16 protein-coding genes are annotated in these 16687 nt (G+C 72.1%); 2 read left to right on the top strand and 14 right to left on the bottom strand.

Annotation, left to right across the window (positions count from 1 at the left end):
• Positions 1-17: 17 nt before the first annotated feature.
• Positions 18-323 (top strand): WXG100 family type VII secretion target, encoded by a 306-nt coding sequence (locus tag ACQP1P_RS05135; RefSeq protein ID WP_433083584.1) that lies wholly within the window; start codon positions 18-20, stop codon positions 321-323.
• A 23-nt stretch (positions 324-346) separates the two neighbouring features.
• Positions 347-643: a WXG100 family type VII secretion target gene (locus tag ACQP1P_RS05130; protein ID WP_433083582.1), complete on the top strand. Its 297-nt coding sequence runs from the start codon at positions 347-349 to the stop codon at positions 641-643.
• 46 nt (positions 644-689) lie between these two features.
• Here ACQP1P_RS05130 and ACQP1P_RS05125 read toward each other — a convergent pair whose 3' ends face one another.
• The 14 genes from ACQP1P_RS05125 to ACQP1P_RS05060 all read right to left on the bottom strand — a co-directional run bounded on the left by ACQP1P_RS05125 (position 690) and on the right by ACQP1P_RS05060 (position 16545).
• Positions 690-1484, bottom strand: a complete 795-nt coding sequence (locus ACQP1P_RS05125; RefSeq protein WP_433083580.1) for a TIGR02452 family protein — start codon at positions 1482-1484, stop codon at positions 690-692.
• 295 nt (positions 1485-1779) lie between these two features.
• On the bottom strand, positions 1780-2097 hold the full coding sequence (locus ACQP1P_RS05120; RefSeq protein WP_433083578.1) for a hypothetical protein: 318 nt from the start codon (positions 2095-2097) through the stop codon (positions 1780-1782).
• Between the two features lie 47 nt (positions 2098-2144).
• Entirely contained in the window at positions 2145-2528 is a 384-nt protein-coding gene (locus ACQP1P_RS05115) for a hypothetical protein (protein ID WP_433083576.1), read from the bottom strand.
• Positions 2529-2755: 227 nt separating this feature from the next.
• The gene (locus ACQP1P_RS05110; RefSeq protein WP_433083574.1) at positions 2756-3502 is read right to left on the bottom strand and encodes a hypothetical protein; all 747 of its coding nucleotides are present in this window, start codon (positions 3500-3502) and stop codon (positions 2756-2758) included.
• A 54-nt stretch (positions 3503-3556) separates the two neighbouring features.
• Positions 3557-4432: a phosphate ABC transporter ATP-binding protein gene (locus tag ACQP1P_RS05105; RefSeq protein ID WP_433083572.1), complete on the bottom strand. Its 876-nt coding sequence runs from the start codon at positions 4430-4432 to the stop codon at positions 3557-3559.
• An 89-nt stretch (positions 4433-4521) separates the two neighbouring features.
• Positions 4522-5457: a sortase gene (locus tag ACQP1P_RS05100; protein ID WP_433083570.1), complete on the bottom strand. Its 936-nt coding sequence runs from the start codon at positions 5455-5457 to the stop codon at positions 4522-4524.
• A 7-nt stretch (positions 5458-5464) separates the two neighbouring features.
• Positions 5465-6577, bottom strand: coding sequence for a WxL protein peptidoglycan domain-containing protein (locus ACQP1P_RS05095; protein ID WP_433083568.1), 1113 nt, complete (start codon positions 6575-6577; stop codon positions 5465-5467).
• 78 nt (positions 6578-6655) lie between these two features.
• On the bottom strand, positions 6656-7948 hold the full coding sequence (locus tag ACQP1P_RS05090; protein ID WP_433083566.1) for an Ig-like domain repeat protein: 1293 nt from the start codon (positions 7946-7948) through the stop codon (positions 6656-6658).
• Positions 7949-8120: 172 nt separating this feature from the next.
• Positions 8121-9356 (bottom strand): hypothetical protein, encoded by a 1236-nt coding sequence (locus ACQP1P_RS05085; protein ID WP_433083564.1) that lies wholly within the window; start codon positions 9354-9356, stop codon positions 8121-8123.
• A 137-nt stretch (positions 9357-9493) separates the two neighbouring features.
• Positions 9494-12157 carry a hypothetical protein gene (locus tag ACQP1P_RS05080; RefSeq protein ID WP_433083562.1) on the bottom strand — a complete coding sequence of 888 codons (2664 nt, stop codon included), beginning with the start codon at positions 12155-12157 and terminating at the stop codon, positions 9494-9496.
• Positions 12157-13863 carry a phosphate ABC transporter substrate-binding protein PstS gene (locus ACQP1P_RS05075; protein ID WP_433083560.1) on the bottom strand — a complete coding sequence of 569 codons (1707 nt, stop codon included), beginning with the start codon at positions 13861-13863 and terminating at the stop codon, positions 12157-12159. The genes ACQP1P_RS05080 and ACQP1P_RS05075 overlap by 1 nt, the downstream gene beginning before the upstream one ends.
• Positions 13860-15116 (bottom strand): phosphate ABC transporter permease PstA, encoded by a 1257-nt coding sequence (gene pstA / locus ACQP1P_RS05070; protein ID WP_433083558.1) that lies wholly within the window; start codon positions 15114-15116, stop codon positions 13860-13862. Before pstA ends, ACQP1P_RS05075 begins: the two co-directional genes overlap by 4 nt.
• Positions 15113-16132 carry a phosphate ABC transporter permease subunit PstC gene (gene pstC, locus ACQP1P_RS05065; RefSeq protein ID WP_433083556.1) on the bottom strand — a complete coding sequence of 340 codons (1020 nt, stop codon included), beginning with the start codon at positions 16130-16132 and terminating at the stop codon, positions 15113-15115. The genes pstA and pstC overlap by 4 nt, the downstream gene beginning before the upstream one ends.
• Positions 16129-16545: a hypothetical protein gene (locus ACQP1P_RS05060; protein WP_433083554.1), complete on the bottom strand. Its 417-nt coding sequence runs from the start codon at positions 16543-16545 to the stop codon at positions 16129-16131. The genes pstC and ACQP1P_RS05060 overlap by 4 nt, the downstream gene beginning before the upstream one ends.
• Positions 16546-16687: the final 142 nt, after the last annotated feature.

The raw sequence follows: 16687 nt of genomic DNA, 5'->3' as shown, positions 1-16687 counted from the left end.
CCACTGACGCCGCGGTCATGGCGAAGACCGCTCAGGAGATCGACGGGGCCGCGGACCGGCTCACTGGCATGTTCAACAAGCTCATGAACGAGCTCACCCCGCTGCAGTCGTCCTGGGTGGGCGCCGGTGGCTCTTCGTTCCAGGGCATCAAGGACCGCTTCGACACCGACGTGGCGAACCTGAACGTCGCGCTGCGCAGCATCGCGCAGGCCGTGTCGACCGCGGGCCGCGACTACACCCTGAGCGACGACGAGATGCGCCAGGAGATGCAGCAGGCCGGGGCGAGCGCCGGCGAGATCACGCGCGCACTGATGATCAACTGAGCCGAAACGGGGAGGGAAACACCATGGCCGGTGACGAGATCGTCGTCGAATTCGCCGCGCTCAACCAGGCCGCGTCCGACATCAGCGCCGCGCTGTCGTCGATGCAGTCCGAGCTCGACAGCGTCGACCAGCAGGTCGCGCCGCTGCTGCACACCTGGCAGAGCGACGCCCAGGAGGCGTTCGCCCAGCGCAAGGCCGAGTGGACCAGCGCGGCCAACGACCTGCACCAGCTGCTGACCGGGATCAAGGGGGCCGTGCTCAAGTCCGCCGAGATCATGCAGGCCCGCGAGAAGGCCAACGTCGCCAAGTTCTCGCGCTGAGCGGCAGGCGCGATGGCCCGATCCCGGACGGGGACGGGCCATCGCGCTACACGGCGGGGAAGGCGTCCGCGAATGCCCGGTAGACCGGGGTGTCCGGCAGGCGGTCGTAGATCGCGAAGATCACGCGGTCGAAGCAGGGCACCCGCTGCATCGCCACCGCGAAGGCCCGCGCCACCTCGACCGGCTCGTTGCGGAACACGCCGCAGCCCCAGGCGCCCAGCACCAGGGTCCGATGCTCGTATGCGGCCGCGATCCGCAGCACCCGCGTGGCCCGGCGGCGCAGGATCTCCGGCACGCCGGTGGCGTCGGCGGCCTGGCTGCGCAGCAGGGCACCCAGGTTCGGCGCGGCGGCGGTGAGGAACGCGGTGTGGAAGGGCGCGTCGAGCAGGCGGCCCTCGTCGTCGCGGAAGCACGGCACCGCCGGCGAGTAGATGACCCGGTCGCTGTAGCGCAGGTCGTGCTGGTGGCGGTGGAACTCGTAGAAGCCGGACGCGGCGCGCTGGCAGGCGTAGAGCGCTGACGCGCGGGCGAGGCTCTCCTCCTGGGCCTTCGCGCCGCCGAGGAAGCCGCCGCCGGGGTTCTTGGCCGAGGCGAACACGAGCGTCGCGGCGCCGTCGCCGACCCGGCGCGCGGCCTCCAGCGTCGACTCCCGGGTCACCTCGACGGCGACGGCCGGGGCCGGGGTGCCGGGCCGGACGGGGTCGTCGGGCTCGAACAGCCGGGTGCCGGCGGCCGCGGCCGCGGTGGCCACCGGCACGATCGCGCCGGCGGCGTTGACGTAGGCGCCGCGCTCGGCGATCGCCACGGTCTGACGGGCGATCTCGCGCAGCCGGCCACTCACGGGCCACACCGTAGCAGCGCCTCCGGCGCGGCGGCCGGGTATTTTCCACGCCCCGCCGAGGCGCGCCGTGAGCCTGCCCTCGCGGCGCACCTCGACCAGGTGCGCCGGCAGCGCGGCGGTGCGCACCGCCAGCAGCATCCCCCGAAGAGCGACAGCTCGTCCGCGCACTGCCGCGGCCGGGCCGGTGACCAGCTCCGGATCGAGACCGGCCTCGGGGCTCACACGCCCATGCCGGAACGCCGCCGGGCCGCGGCCCGCACGGTCGCGCCCAGCGCCACCAGGGCAGTCCCGGGGCTCACACGCCCATGCCGGAACGCCGCCGGGCCGCGGCCCGCACGGTCGCGCCCAGCGCCACCAGGGCGATCCCGGCGCCGGCGATGAGCATGACGTTCAGGCCGGTGCGGGCCAGCCCGCCGCCTCCGCCGTTGCCGTCCTTGCCGCCTCCGTCGCCGCCGCCGGGCGTCGGGCTCGTCGTCGTCTCCGGATTGCCGCTCACCACGACCTGGATCTGCATGCCGCCGTCGCCGTCGTCGCGCGCGAGCGCCCCGGCGTGCGCGGGCGACCCCGTCAGGAGCAATGCGACGACGGCCGCGAACACCAGGGCGAATTTCATGAATGGTCCGTTCCGGTGAATGGCGAAAAAAGGGATGTGCGGCATCGTCACGCGGTCATTCGCTCGACCGTCCGCGGCGGTTCCCGCAACGACCGCCGGCCGTCGGTGAGCAGCCCGTCGGGCAGGGCGGCGAGAAATCGGCCGACGTTGTACTGGCATTCCCGCGCCCGCAGATAGGAGCGGTGCGAGACGGCGACCGGCACCCCGTCCAGCTCGACGCGCCACACCCAGTGCCCGCTGCTGCCCAGCGCCGTCGAGACGGGCGTGAGCCGGTCGGCCGCGCGCACCAGCGCGAGCACGGCCTCCCGGCACTGCGTCTCGGTGTCGAAGGGCTGCTTCCCGCGGCCCAGGATCCGGTTGTTGGGCGAGCACAGCATCCATGCGGTCCGCTGTTTGCGGTCGGCGAAGGACGCGTCATCGTCGGGTGTCACGATGGCCAGGAAAATGAACCGCGGCGGCAGCATGTGGACATTCCTCCCCGAATGTTCGTTACCGGCGCGCCGGTTCGCTCGTAGCAAACCGGCGCGCAGGCCACCGTGGTGAACCCTCGATATCGGCGATGACGCGCCGCGCGTTCCCAACCACACGCCGGACATGCACGAGATGAACATCAAGAAACGGTGAGTAAGCCATTCAGCAGAAACGAATGGCCGAACGGTCAATAGCCGGAACCGCGCCGGCGGGCCGCGTATCGCAGACCGATCCCGACCCCGATCATCGCGACCGCGACGGCGGCGATGGCGGCCACCGCGGCGCCGGTGACCGGCAGGTTGCCGGTGCCCGCGGCGGGGGTCGGCGAGATCGAGCCGGTGGCCTCGGGCGTCGGCGTCGTCTCCGTGGCGGTCGGCGTCGGCGTCGTCGTGACCGTCGGCGTCGGCGTCGCCGTCCGGGTGACCGTCGGCGTCGGTGTCGGCGTGCCCGGCGTGGTCCCGTGCACCAGCCAGCTGCCGTCGGACTTGAAGTCCACCTGCACCGCGTCGGTGTAGGTGCCGTGGCCGGCCCCCGTGCGGCAGTCGACGAGGAACAGGAACGACTCGTCGCCCCCGTCGCCGGCCAGCGACTGCACCGTGGCCATGTCGGTGAAGAACGTGCCGCCGAAGCCGGCCGAGGAGATCGCGGGCAGCGAGGCGTTGTTGGACAGCGTCTGCTCGGTGCCCGCGAGGTCGATCGTGTTGACGTTGGCCAGCGTGGCGGAGTCCGGGCAGGCGTGCTCGGCGGTGAAGCTCGGCATCTCGGCGCCGGTGCCCGAGGTCGGGTTCAGGTGCAGGCCGCCGAGCTGGATGCCGTCGGGCAGCGGGTTCGGAACCGCGGGCATGGCGACGGCGGGCACGAGCATGCTCACCCCGATCGCCCCGATGACCGCCGCGAGCGCGAGGCCCAGCCGTGTCGAGCGCTTGCTCTTCATGAGGGGTAGCAGACCTTTCTGATGTCGGCGTGGCTCAGCCGATGTCGGCGTGGCTCAGCCGAAGCGGCCGTTGACGTAGTCGGAGGTGCGTGGGTCCTGCGGGCTGCCGAACATGGCCTCGGTCGGTCCGTGCTCGACGATGTAGCCCGGCGTGCCCTGCTCGGCGAGGAAGAACGCGCAGTGGTCGCTGATCCGCTGGGCCTGCTGCATGTTGTGCGTGACGATGACGATGGTCACCTCGGCCACGAGCTCCTGGATGGTGTCCTCGATGACCCGGGTCGAGGTCGGGTCCAGCGCCGAGCAGGGCTCGTCCATGAGCAGGACCCGCGGGCGAACCGCGAGCGACCGCGCGATGCACAGCCGCTGCTGCTGGCCGCCGGAGAGCGCCCCGCCCGGCTGGCGCAGCCGGTCCGCGACCTCGCGCCACAGCCCGGCCTTGGTCAGGCACTCCTCGACGAGGGCGTCCTTCTCGGCGCGGCCGGCCCGCCGCCCGGTGAGCTTCAGGCCGGCGACCACGTTGTCGTAGATGGACATCGCCGGGAACGGGTTCGGCTTCTGGAACACCATGCCGACCTGCCGCCGGGCGTCGGTCAGGCGCCGGGCCGGGTCGTAGATGTCCAGGCCGTCGAGCAGGACCTCGCCGGCCAGGCCCGCGCCCGGGATCAGCTCGTGCATCCGGTTGAGGATGCGCAGGAAGGTCGACTTGCCGCAGCCCGAGGGGCCGATCAGCGCGGTCACCTCGCCCGCCTTCATGGCCAGGCTCACCCGGTCCAGGACCTGCCGCTCGCCGAACCAGGCGCTGATCTCGCGGGCGTCGAGCCCGGCGAGCGAGGGCAGCTCCCGGTGGATGCCGAGGTACTCGTCGTACGCGGCCATCGCCGCATGGGAGCTCGCCCAGGCGGTGTCGTCGCTGGCTGGCAGAGTCACCATGATTTCCCTAGTCCGTCGTCGTCACATCAGGTTCGGCGTCGCATCAGGTTCGGCGTCACATCAGGTTCGGCGTCACATCAGGTTCGGCGTCACATCAGGTTGGGCAGGAGCCGCGAGACGTAGTCGGCGGTCATCAGGCCCAGGAAGCCGACGACCGGCACGGCCACGATCCAGGTCTGCCAGGTGCCCCAGAACACCCGCGCGGCCGAGAGCAGGGCGACCGCGAGCAGCAGCGCCTCGCCGACGAGGACCAGCGGGAACCAGACGCCGGTGTCGATCGCCATGACCTGCTCGGCCGGCAGCAGCTGGGACGCGCCGAGCCGGGCCCGCGGCGTCGGCATGACCTCGGAGACCAGGTCGGCGTCGACCCGCAGGGCGTCGGAGGGCACGAACATGCCGCCGTACGCCGTGGTCAGCGTCAGCCGCCCGGCGCCCGCGGCCGGCCGGGGCGGCTGCGGCATGCCGCCGTGCCGCACGTCGAGCACCCGGTAGCGGTGCTCGCCCTGGCCGGTGAGGACGGTGAACTCGTCGCCGGGCACCAGCGTGGCGAGGCCGCCGAACGGGCCGCCGTAGGTGGTGGCCCGGCCCATGATCACGCTGACCCCGGACTGCCCCGGCAGCGGCGTGTCGCGCCGGTGACCGGGCCCGCTCTGCAGCACGGCCCCGGTCGTGCCCTCGAAGACGACCTCCTTGCGGTGCAGCTTCGGGATGTCGAGCACGGCCACCGCAGTGCCGAGCGCCAGCAGCTTCGCCGGGTCCTCGGGACGGGTCGGGCCGGTCGGCGCGAGGCCGAGCGCGAGCTCCTTGCGGAAGTTCGCGTACGCGGTGAGCTGGGCGCGGTCGTGGTGCAGCCGCGACACGAAGCCGACGTAGGCGCCGAAGCCGAGCAGCGCCAGCGAGAGGATCGTGAGCGCGGTCGTGAGCACCCGCACCGACGGCCCGGCCTGGCGCCGGGGCCGCGGCGGTGGGGCGCCGGGGCCCGGGGCGACGACGTCGGGGGGCGGCAGCACGGCGGTCGCGGTCATGAGGGCGTCACTCCGCCCCGCCGCCGGCGGCCGCATTCGCCGCCAGCGCCTTCTTGCGCAGCTCCTCGACGGTCTCCTGGCGCGCCTTCGCGACCGCGTCGGCGACCACGCGCTCCTGGCGTCCGCGCCGCCGGCGCCGCAGCCACCGGACGCCGACGAAGCCGCCGGCGAGCAGGATCAGCAGGAGCAGCAGCGACCAGGGGGTGGCCCACAGGAACGCCTCGGCCTCGACGGTCTGCGGCTCGGTGGGCGCCTTGGGCAGCCCGAGCGCGGTGATCTGGCTCGGCACGGCGCGCACCCGCGCGGTCATCGGGCCGAGCGGATAGACGCCGTCGAGGTGCACGGTGAACTGCACCGAGGAGCCGGGCAGCAGGTTGGGCAGGGTCTGGCCGGTGACGCCGGCGACCTTCACCCAGTACAGGCCCTTCACGGCGACCTCGGGGCTCAGGTTGAGCCGGACGTTGCCGGTGTTGTGCACCGTCAGGGTCACGTCGGTGCTGCCGCCGCCGAACGGGTTGGCGGTGCCGTGGTAGGCGGCGCTGACGGACTCGATGGCGATGCCCGGGCTGAGCGGGCCGGAGACGCGTAGGTACAGCGGGACGCCCAGGCGGCGGTCGACCTTCACGGGGCCGTTGGCGCTGTTCTCCTCGACGCCGATCGAGGCCAGCACGCCGCCGGTGTGGTCGCCGGGGGTGGCGGTCTGCGGGATGGTCAGCGTGAACGGCTCGATGGCCCGCTCGTTCGGCTTGAGCGTGACGCTCGTCTTCTGCATCGTCACCCAGGAGCCGATGTCCTTGGGCTTCTCCGCGGCCGGCTGCAGCTGCAGCACGCCGTTGTTGCCGTTGAGCGCGTCGGTCGCATAGATCTGGAACGTCACCGGCGCCGCGCTGAAGTTGGTCACGGCCACGTAGTCGTGGATGACGGTGCCCGGCTTGAGGTCGAGGTACGAGAATTCCTTGCGGCTGTCCGGCCCGTTCGCGCTCGAGGGCTGGACCGCCCACGTGATCGAGCCCGACGGCGTGGGCTCCGCGCCGGCCGGGGTGCCCAGGAGCAGGGTCGCGGCGAGGATCAGCAGGCCGAGCACGGCGCTGATCGCGCGCGGGGGGCGCGGAGTGGTCATGTCACGTCCATTCAGATCGACGGTTCGAGGAGGAGCGCGCGGGCGACGCCGCGCGCCCCTCCCTTGGTGCGCTGGGCCTTAGGCGAGCGGGGTGCCGCCGAGCCCGGTGATGGTGATGGTCGCGGCGTAGGTGCCCGGCGTGGTGCCCTTCGGGAAGTCGAGGGACAGGGCCGCACCGAGCTTGCTGTCGCCGAGACCCTTGCCCGCCTGCGCCCCGCCGAGGCTGCTGGCGCTGGTCAGGCCGGGGTTGACGCCGGTGCCGACGGCCGGGCCCGCGACGACGTTGCCGGCCGCGTTCTGCGCCACCACCGCCGGCTGCCAGCCGAGGCTGGTGCCGGAGAACTTCTTGGTGGCGTCGGCGGTGTTCGTGAAGTCGCCGACCTGGCCGGTGACCGACCAGCCGGGGACGGTCTGGTCGCGACCGTCGGAGACGTTCACGTTCTTGAGGTTGCCCTCGGCGTGGAAGTGGCGGGCGTCGCCCGTGCCCTGCAGGTGGGCGGTGCCCATGTCCACGATGCCCGGGTCCACCGTCATGGTGAACACGCCCTGCTCCTGCGGAACGCCGACCTGGATGTTCTCCGTGGCCGTGGTCGTGTCGCTGGCGATCACGACGGTGGCCGCGGACGAGGTCGAGTCACCGTAGGCCGCCGCGTTCGCCGCGTGGAACGTCGCGGTGATGTTGTGCGTGCCCAGGGAGAGGGCGGCCGAGGAGAAGGTGAAGGTGCCGCTGCCCGACGGGGCCGTGAACAGCGTGGTGGCGCCTTCCTTGAACTCGACCGTGCCGGTCGCGGCGGCCGGGCTGACCGTCGCCGTCACCGTCACGTTGGTGCCCGGCGCCACGGTCTGCGAGGCCGGGGACACCGTCGTGGTGGTCGGCTGCTGGACCGGGCCCGAGCCGTGGATCTGCCAGCTGCCGTCGGCGGCGAAGTCCACCTGGACGGCGTCGGTGTAGGTGCCGTGACCGGCACCCGTGCGGCAGTCGATCAGGAACAGGAACGACTCCGCGCCGCCGTTGCCGGCCAGCGCCTGAACCGTGCTCATGTCCGTGTTGAACGTGGTGCCGAAGCCGGGCGACGTCGCGAGGATGCCGGCGACGTTGTTGGAGATGGTCTGCTCCACGCCACCGAGGTCGATCGTGTTGACGTTCGCCAGGTTGGTCCCCGCCGGGCAGGCGGAGTCGGCGGTGAAGCTCGGGGTCTCGCCACCGTTGCCCGAGGTCGGGTTGAGGTGGAGGCCACCGAGGTTGATGCCCGCGGGCAGCGGGTTCGGGACCTCGGCCTGGGCGATCGAGGGCGCGAGCAGGGTCGCGCCCATCGCCCCGAGCACCACACCGGCCACGAGGGCCTGGCGCTTCAGGGAAGTGGTCTTCATCAGGGGCTACACTGACCTTTCGGATAGAGGGCAATGCCCGCTGCACAGCCCTGGACGACCCCGGGATGGCCCCCGGGGAGTCTGAGTTCTGGAGCTGGTCCAGGGCGCTGCACGAAGGTCCGGTGCCCGGCTCGGTTCCCGCCGGCCAGGCACCGGCCCGGATGCACGGTTCTCAGTCGGTGCCGTAGGCCCGCAGACCGTCGACGATCGCGCCGCAGGTGTGGCCCAGCGGAGCGCTGTTGAGCAGGCCGAAGCCGTAGTTCAGGATGACCGCGGACTTGCCGCAGAGACCCTGGCCCGGGCCGAAGACCGAGTAGAGCTTCGCGTCGAAGGCCGCGTTGCCCACGTTGACCTTCTTCCACTCCACGACGTTGAAGACCTCGCGGCGGATGATGAAGGTGGCGTTCAGGTTGCCCGTCTCCACGGTCGGGAAGTTGCCCGCCAGCGGGTTGACGGTCGCGTTCGGCGTGACGCTGACGTTCACGAGGCTGTGCAGGTGGGCGTTGTGGCGGCGGTCACCGTGACCGTTGCGCTGCGAGACCCACTGCGCGATCGAGAACGGGGCGATGCCGTTCGCGTCGTTCTGCAGGACGGTGCCGTCGTGCTCCTCGACGAGCGCGCCGCTGTAGTCGGTGCCGGTCCAGGCGTGGTCGTGCAGCCACGCCGGCACGGTGCCGATGCCCATCTTGCTGAGCCAGAACGAGCGCGTGCCCGAGCCGTTCTGCGGGATGTAGAGGTGGATCGGCGTGGCGCCACCGTTGCACGGCGCCGCGTTGCACTGCGGGTCGTAGGTGGTGCCGTTGATGACCACCGCCTGACCGTCGCGGTACAGCTTCTGCAGCGTGCCCGTGCCGGTCGCGGCGTTGGTCGGGTCGTAGCTCAGCGCGTTGTAGTTCGCGGCGGTGGCGTCGCCGTAGTGCTGGCTGGCCACGCCGACCGCGTCGAGGGCGAACGGGATGTAGACCCAGCGGCCGTTGTTGGCCTGCGCGTTGCCCGGGTCGCTCGAGGAGCGGGCGAAGTCGACGCAGCCCGGCTCCGGCTGGTCGGCCTCGTCGGCGAACGGAGCGGCGATGGCCGCCGCCACGCCGCCCGACTGGCGCAGCGCGGTGACGCCCTGGCCCGAGCCGTTCGGCCGGTTGAAGGTGCAGCCCCGCTTGGGGTTGATCACCAGGTGCTGCGCCTTGGTGCTCGGGTCGATCGCGTCCCACGAGCCGATGAGGCCGAGGCCGACGCTGTCGGCGACGCCGTTCACCACGTCCTGGGTGGTGTCGGACCCGACGCCCACCAGGTCGGAGACCGGGTCGGCCGAGGCGGGCCCGGCCACACCGACGACGAGACCCGTGGCAACGGTCGCCGCGGCGATGCCGCCGACCAGCATCCGCCGCACGAGCCGCTTGGTGTTGTTCATGTGCGTCCTTTCCTGCGATGGGGGGAGCGACACCATCTTGTGGAGCCGGGCGGCCGGGCCGATACCGGATGTGTGTAGAAGGTGGCGATACGTGGGTGTACGCCAACATGAAGGGCGGGTTACGCGGATATGTAGGCCTATCCCCCGGCGCCCGGAGGCCGGCGACTGAGCGCCAAGCGCAGCAGCGGCCCGCCGACGGCCCCGCTCAGGCCGGCGATCATCACCGCCAGCAGGGCCCACCGGACCGCGCCCACCTCCAGGGCCGGCGTGGACAGGGCCGCGGGCTGGGGGCTCGCCGAGGTGACGGCGAAGGGCGCCGCGGAGGAGGCCGAGCTCGACGCCACCGGCCGCGCCCCGGTGTCGGGCACGCCGCCCGTGCCGTTGCCGCCCGTGCCGGAGCCGCCGGTGCCGGGCCCCTCCGACTCGCCGGCCGAGGCGGTGATGACCGGGGTGAGCAGCAGGTCGGCGACGGCCATGGCGGTGCCGCGCAGGCTCTCGGGCAGGGGCAGGAAGCCGTGGGGCAGCTGGCCGGGCTCCACGCCGGGCCGCTGGCCCTCGTTGACCGCGTACTTGATCAGCGCGGCATAGTCCGACAGCGCCGCCGCGTCCTGGTTGCGCCGGACCGCCGCGTAGGTGACCGTCGTCAGCGGGTACCCGCCGGACCCGGCGTTGGCCGGGTCGACGTGCAGCAGCCCGCTGCTGTCCTCCTTGGCGCTGCCGAGGGCGGTGGTGATCGACGCCGTCGAGGGCGACACGCAGCCGGTGCCGTCCGCCTTGCACAGCTCGGCCGGGACGACCCCGTAGTTGGCCAGGCTCGCGGTGTCCATGACACCCCACATGAAGATCTGGCCCGGGAACTCGATGGGCTGGTTGACCTCCCACCAGCCCGCGGTGCCGCTCGGCGAGCGCAGGTTCGGGTTCCAGTCGGCGCCCTCGGGGTTGTTGGCCGCGCGCACCCGGCTCGCGCTGTCGTCGAAGTTCTCCGTGTACGGCAGGAGATTCAGCGTGCAGCGGTCCGGGATGTCGTCGGCCGGCGCGCCGGTGTTGAAGCACAGGTTGGGGCGCGGGAACGAGTCCACCGGGCCGGAGCCGAGGTCCAGCTTCTGGTACAGCTCGTTGACGATCATGCCGTTCTCGTCGCGCTGCCCGCCGAGCCAGGCCCGCGCCGCCGGGTCGGTCAGGACCCAGGCCCAGACCTGCTGGATGACGCCGGAGTGGTCCCCGGTCAGCAGCGGCGCCATGAGCGAGCTGCCGGAGCGGAAGGGCAGCCCGGGATTGAGCTTCATGAACTCGGGGTCCGAGGTCATGAAGGTCGGGTTCTGCCTGGCCCAGTCGGGGCCCGCGCCCCCGTTGGCCCGCACGTCGGTGAGATCGCTCTTGTAGGACTGGGTCAGCGCCTTGGCGACCAGCCGCGGGCTCAGCTTGATCGGCTTGCTGACGTAGCCGTCCGCGAGGTTGACGTGGAAGCCGAACGTGATCGCCGAGACGGCGATCGGGGCGTAGGCCAGCGGTGGCAGGGTGGGCTGCGTTCCGCCGCCGCGGACGGCCTCGCTGCCGATCGGGATGGTGGTGAAGGCGAGCCCGGTCTCGGAGCCCGGGTGGTTGAGCTCGAAGGTGTTCGACGCCTCCGGAGTGGCGGAGTACCCGTAGATCTTCGAGCAGTTGGCCGCGGTGTTGAGCGCCAGCTGCCACGAGAAGACCGCGTGCGACACCAGCTCGGTGCCCTGGGTCTGGCGCTCCTTGGCCGAACCGAGGGGGCAGCTCGGCTCGGCCGGGCTGTACCTGAGCCGGATCTGCATGCGCTGGGCCCAGGTCGCGGCGCCGAGCGGCGACTCCTGCATGATCGAGGGCGCGTCGAAGTCCTGGAGCTTCCACCCGTTGGGCTCGTACTCCCCGCGCGGCACGATGACCAGCCAGCAGTCCCGTGGCTTGCCGTCGCTCTTGATCTCGCCGCAGCCGAGCCCGGGCGCCTCGCTCGCGGTCAGGGTGTTGAAGTACGTGTCGCCGGTCCCGTCCGCGCGCGTGCCGGCCTGCTGGATCTCGTTGCTGTTGTACTTGTTGAACGGCAGCTCACCCGGAATGTAGATCTTCTTCGTGGTGTCGACCGGCACGAAGGGCACCGTGTAGGTGTCGATCCCGGTCGTCGGGCTGTGGTGGCTGTAGCCGGGCGCGGCGGGGTCCTCGGCGGGGTCGCAGCCCAGGAACGCCGCCGAACCCGGCGCGGCCGGCGGCTCGGTGGTGCTGGGCTGGTGCTTGTCGCAGACGTTGCCGTTGCGGGTGCCGATGTAGGCCCCGCCGGTCTTGTCCTGCTTGAGACCCTCGCTGCCGAACTGGCAGTTCTCCGGGTCCGGGCCCGTGGGCGCGTCGCCGTAGCACTCCATGATCTGCAGGAAGTTGGCGTTGAACAGGCCCTTCATCGGCTTGCCCTTCCAGGTCACCTTGATGGCCTGGTGGACGAGGTTCTCGGTCTGCCCGACGGTGACCTCGAGGTCCTTGAAGTCGGCGTGCATGAAGGCGTACGGGTCGGCGGAGTCGCGCGGCTTGACGGTGGTCTTGTTGTCCGGGCCGAGCAGGCCGGCGTCCCAGCGGACGGTGACCGCCGAGTCGGTGATCCCGTTGCCGGTGATCTGGTCCGACGACGTGTCCGCCTTCGCGGGGCCGCCCGTGCCGAGCGCGAGCAGCCCGAGCGCGGCCGCCGCCGCCGCGAACGCGCTCGCCGCCCGGCGCCGGGCGGCCCGGGTGCCCAGGGCGCGCGTGATCCGGGCGCGCGTGATCTGGGCGCGCGTGATCAGGCCGGGCATCAGCGGCCGCCCGGGGAGTCGCGGCGCGACCGGCGGTTCGAGCCCAGCTGCGCGGCCAGGGGCGGGACCAGGCCGAGGCCGAGCAGCAGCACCGCGGCGACCACCATGAGCACGACCTCGAAGCCGTTGTTCAGCGCGGCCGACGTCTCCACCGCGGCCGCGTCGACCTGCCCGGGTGCTCCCGCGCCGCCGCCGGTGCCGCCGCCCGAGCCGCCGCCGGAGCAGACGCCGGTGTCCGCGTCGCACGTCTGCGCGGCCCCCGCGGCGCCGCCGGTCGGCGCCCCCGAGGCGTCCGTACCCGTGCCGGTGCCCGTGCCGCCGGTGCCGGTGCCGGTGCCGCCGGTGCCCGAGCCCGTGCCGCCGGTGCCCCCGGAGCCGCTGCCGCCGCCGGTGGTGTTGCCGGTGGCGCCGCCGGTGCCCTCGGCACACTGGACGGTGCCGACCTTGTCGCACTCCTGCGGGAAGGGGTCGTTCTTGGCCAGGGTGTTGGTGCCGTCGGTCGAGAACGTCGGGTTGTTGCACTTGCTCATGTCCGTCGGCGGCGGCACGTTGGAGCCGGGGACGAGGGCGAGCTGGCCGAAGCCCGCCTGGACCAGGTTGATCGGCAGGGCCGAGTAGCCGAGCACGTTGACCTGGCTCTGCCCCTGGCACAGCAGATACTTGCCGAACTCGCCGAGCGTGTAGCCCTTGTCGCTGTCGAAGCCGTACTCGCTCGTGGTCGGCAGGATCATGTACGAGTACGAGGACAGCACGTACGTGCGCTTGTCCTTGTTGGTGTAGACGCCCGAGAGGTCCTGGGTGAGGTACTTCGCCCGGTCGTTCTTGTCGTTGTTGATCTTCGCCCCGAGCAGCGACACGGCCACGTGCCCGGCGGTGGGCTCGGTGTAGTAGCCGGCGTCGTTGAGCACCTTGGCGACCGGGAAGCCGGCCGCGATCGCGTAGGAGTACTCGACGTAGCCGATCGAGCCGGCGGCGCCCGCCTGGCTGACGTAGCCGGAGACGCCGAGGTCACCCGGCTGCCCGATCATCGACGAGCCGCCGAGCACCGGGTACGCCGACGTCTGGGTGCACGGGTTGCGGCCGACCTTCTGGCAGTACGCCGTCCAGTACTTGCCCTGCGTGGCGATCATCCACTGGGTGAGCTGGGCGCTGGAGCCGGAGCCGTCCGAGCGGACCACCGGCACGATCGTGATGCCGGGCAGCGCCAGGTTCGGGTTGTCGGCCTTGATCGCCGGGTCGTTCCACTTGGTGATCACGCCGGTGAAGATCTTGGCGATGTTCTCGCCGGACAGCCGCAGGTTGGTGACCCGCTTGTTGCCGATCTTCAGGTTGTACATGAAGGTCGTGCCGCCGGCGGTGTCGGGCATGTAGACGAACCCGCGCGCCGGCGGGAGGTCGTCGCTGCCGCCGTCCTTGACGCCGTACGGGATGTCGGACGCGGCCCAGTCCAGGGCGCCCGCCCGGAACTTGGTGCGGCCGGTGGTGGAGCCGGTCGGCTCGTAGTCGACGCGCATCTTGTACTGGCCCACGTTGCCGATCCAGGCGTGGAAGGCGTTGTACGACCAGGTCGAGCCGCCACCGGAGATCGGGACGAACCTCGCCGCGGCCGCGGGCCGCCCGGTGACGACGAGGCTCACCATCGCCACGACGAGCGCGGTGACGACCTGCGCGGTCCGGCGACGCCATCGGAAACGCCGAGGGTTCATGGTCCGGTCTCTTCCTGGCTGGGAACGGGGAGTGGGGCGAACACAGCGGGGGTCGTGTGCCGCTGGGCCATGCGTCGCTGGTCGCGGCGCGAGGCGGCCGCACGGGCCCGGCGGCCGCGCGCGGTGAGCTCGCCGGGGCCGCGGCCGCCGATGACGCGGGCGACGATGAACAGCAGCAGCACGAGGATGAGCAGCACGGAGGCGGTGCCGAAGCCGCGGGCGATCTCGTTCTTCTCCGGCGACTGCACCTGCGTGAAGGCCAGCAGCGGCAGCGACATCATCGAGCCGTGCATCGGGTCGAGGTTGCGGTAGCCCGTCACGCCGGCGGTCAGCAGCACGGGCGCGGTCTCGCCGATCGCCCGCGCGGCGCCGAGGATCACCGCCGTGGCCAGCCCGGAGCGGGCGGTCGGCAGCAGCACGTGCCAGGTCGTGCGCCACCGGCTGGCCCCGAGGGCCAGGGACGCCTCCTTGAGCGACCCCGGCACCAGCCGCAGCACCACGTCGGCCGTGCGGATGATGATCGGCAGGATCGTCACCGCGAGCGCGACCGCGGCCGCGAAGCCCGAGGGCCCGAGGTGGAAGATCAGGATCAGGGTCGCGTAGATGAACAGCCCGGCGATGATGTCCGGCAGGGCGGTCATCGCCTCGACCACGGTCCGGACGAACCGCGAGAAGCGGCCGGGCACCTCGTGCAGGTAGATCGCGGCGATCAGGCCCAGCGGCACCGCGATGCCGAGCGCGATCCCCAGCTCGATGAGCGTGCCGATGACGGCGTGCAGGACGCCGCCCTTGGTGAGCGGGTCGGTGGCCAGGGTCGTGCGCAGGTCCTGCGTGTAGAAGTTCAGGTGGACCATCGCGCGCCAGCCGCGCGAGAACGTGTAGAAGATGACGAACACGAGCACCGCGATGAGCACCGCGGCCAGCGAGTGCACCACGAACGCGCTGATGCGGTCGCGCATCGCCGCGCGGCTCTCGTCGAGGGAGACCAGCACGGCGTAGCAGAGGACGGTCACCAGCCAGGTCACGACGACGTAGCCGAGCAGGCCGGTGAACGGTCCGAGCTGGGTCCACAGCACGCCGGTCGTGGCGCTGCCGGCGGCGATCGCGCCGGCGATCGCGAAGAGGTCGGTGCGGCGCACCCCGCCGATGCGGCGCCGGCGCTGCGCGCTGGGGCCCGTGGGCCGCTGCGGGACCACGGTCGCCTCGGGCACCGTGGGCTGCGTCGCCGTCTCCACCTGCCGCAGCACGGTCATGCCTCGCTCATCGCGCCGGAGCGGGACCGCGAGACCACGAAGGCGGCCCCGAAGTTGACGCAGAGCGTCAGCACGAACAGCGCCACGCCGGCCGCCATGAGCGCCGAGATGCCGAACGGGCTGGCCTCGCCGTATCGCAGGGCGATGAGCGACGAGACCGAGCTGGTGCCGTGCTCGAGCACGTGCGGCTGGATGTCGAAGCGGGGCGAGATGATCATGACGACGGCGATCGTCTCGCCCAGCGCCCGGCCCAGGCCGAGCATGGTGCCGCCGACGACGGCGCCGCGGCCGAACGGCAGCACGACGCTGCGGATCATGCCCCACCGGGTGGCGCCGAGCGCGTAGGCCCCCTCCCGCTCGCCCATCGGGGCCAGGCCGAACGCCTCCCGCATCACCGAGCACGCGATCGGCGCGACCATGAGCGCGACGACCACGCCGGCGATGAACGTCGAGGAGGTGTAGGCGGTCATCGTGGCGAGAGGATCGTGCCGCTCGACCCCGTCGACCTTGAAGAACGGGATCCAGCCGAACCAGTCGGAGATCCACCGCGACAGGTCGATGATCTTCCACTGCAGGAAGAACGCGCCCCAGAGGCCGAACACCACGCTCGGCACGGCCGCCATGAGGTCGACCATGGCGATCATCGTGCGCTTGAGCCAGCGCGGGGCGTACTCGGAGATGTAGAGCGCGGTACCCATGGCCAGCGGCACGGCCACCGCGATCGAGACGATCGCGATGAGCACGGTGCCCACGATCACGGCCGCGATGCCGAAGCCGCCGCCGTCGGGGTTCCACTGCTCGGTGGTGATGAACGACAGGCCGGCCTGGCTGAGCGCCTCCCAGGCCCGATAGGCCAGGAAGGTGCCGACGAGCACCATGAGCACCAGCACGAGCCCGCCGCCGGAGCGGGCCACGCCCCGGTAGACCTTGTCGGCCGGGCCGGCGTTGGCGACCAGCTTGCGCCGGACCGGCCGGACCGCGGGCGCGTCCGGCGGGGCCACGAGATCCTGGCTCATCGCGCGGCCCGGTCCTGCAGCGCGACGACCCCGTCGGCCGGCTCGGCCGCGGCGCACAGGGCGACGAACTTGGCCGCGCCGAGCAGGCTGAGCTTGTCCCGCCGGTACCACCGGCCGCTGACCGCGACCGCCGCGCCGTCGAGCTCGAGCCGCCAGCCCCAGCGGCCGGTCGGGCGCTCGGGGACGGGCAGCTGCACGAGGCGGTCGTGGCCCGCCTGGACCTCGGCGAAGGCGGCGAGCGCGGCCCGGTAGCTGCGGAAGCTCAGCGCGCTGCGGCCCAGCTCGTGGTTGTTCGTGCCGATGAGCCGCCAGGCGTACCACTCGTCGCGCCCGATCGCCCCCGTGGACCAGCCCATCCGGCGCGGATGCGCCGAGGGTGGCCCACACAGGACCTGGATTCGCACCTGGGGCATGGCCTCTCCAGCTTCAGCACTGCGCCCCGGGCGGGAACGCAGTGCTGAACCTCGCAAGGCTTAGCCAAGTGCCGAGGGAGAAATCGTGAACGCCGAACGAAGCGTGGACCGCCGGAAGTCGATCGTGACCGTTTCGAACCTT

Origin of the sequence: Dactylosporangium sp. CA-052675 (genome assembly GCF_050947935.1) — a bacterium.
In the GTDB taxonomy this organism is placed as follows: domain Bacteria; phylum Actinomycetota; class Actinomycetes; order Mycobacteriales; family Micromonosporaceae; genus Dactylosporangium.
This window is presented reverse-complemented; position numbering and strand designations above follow the sequence as displayed.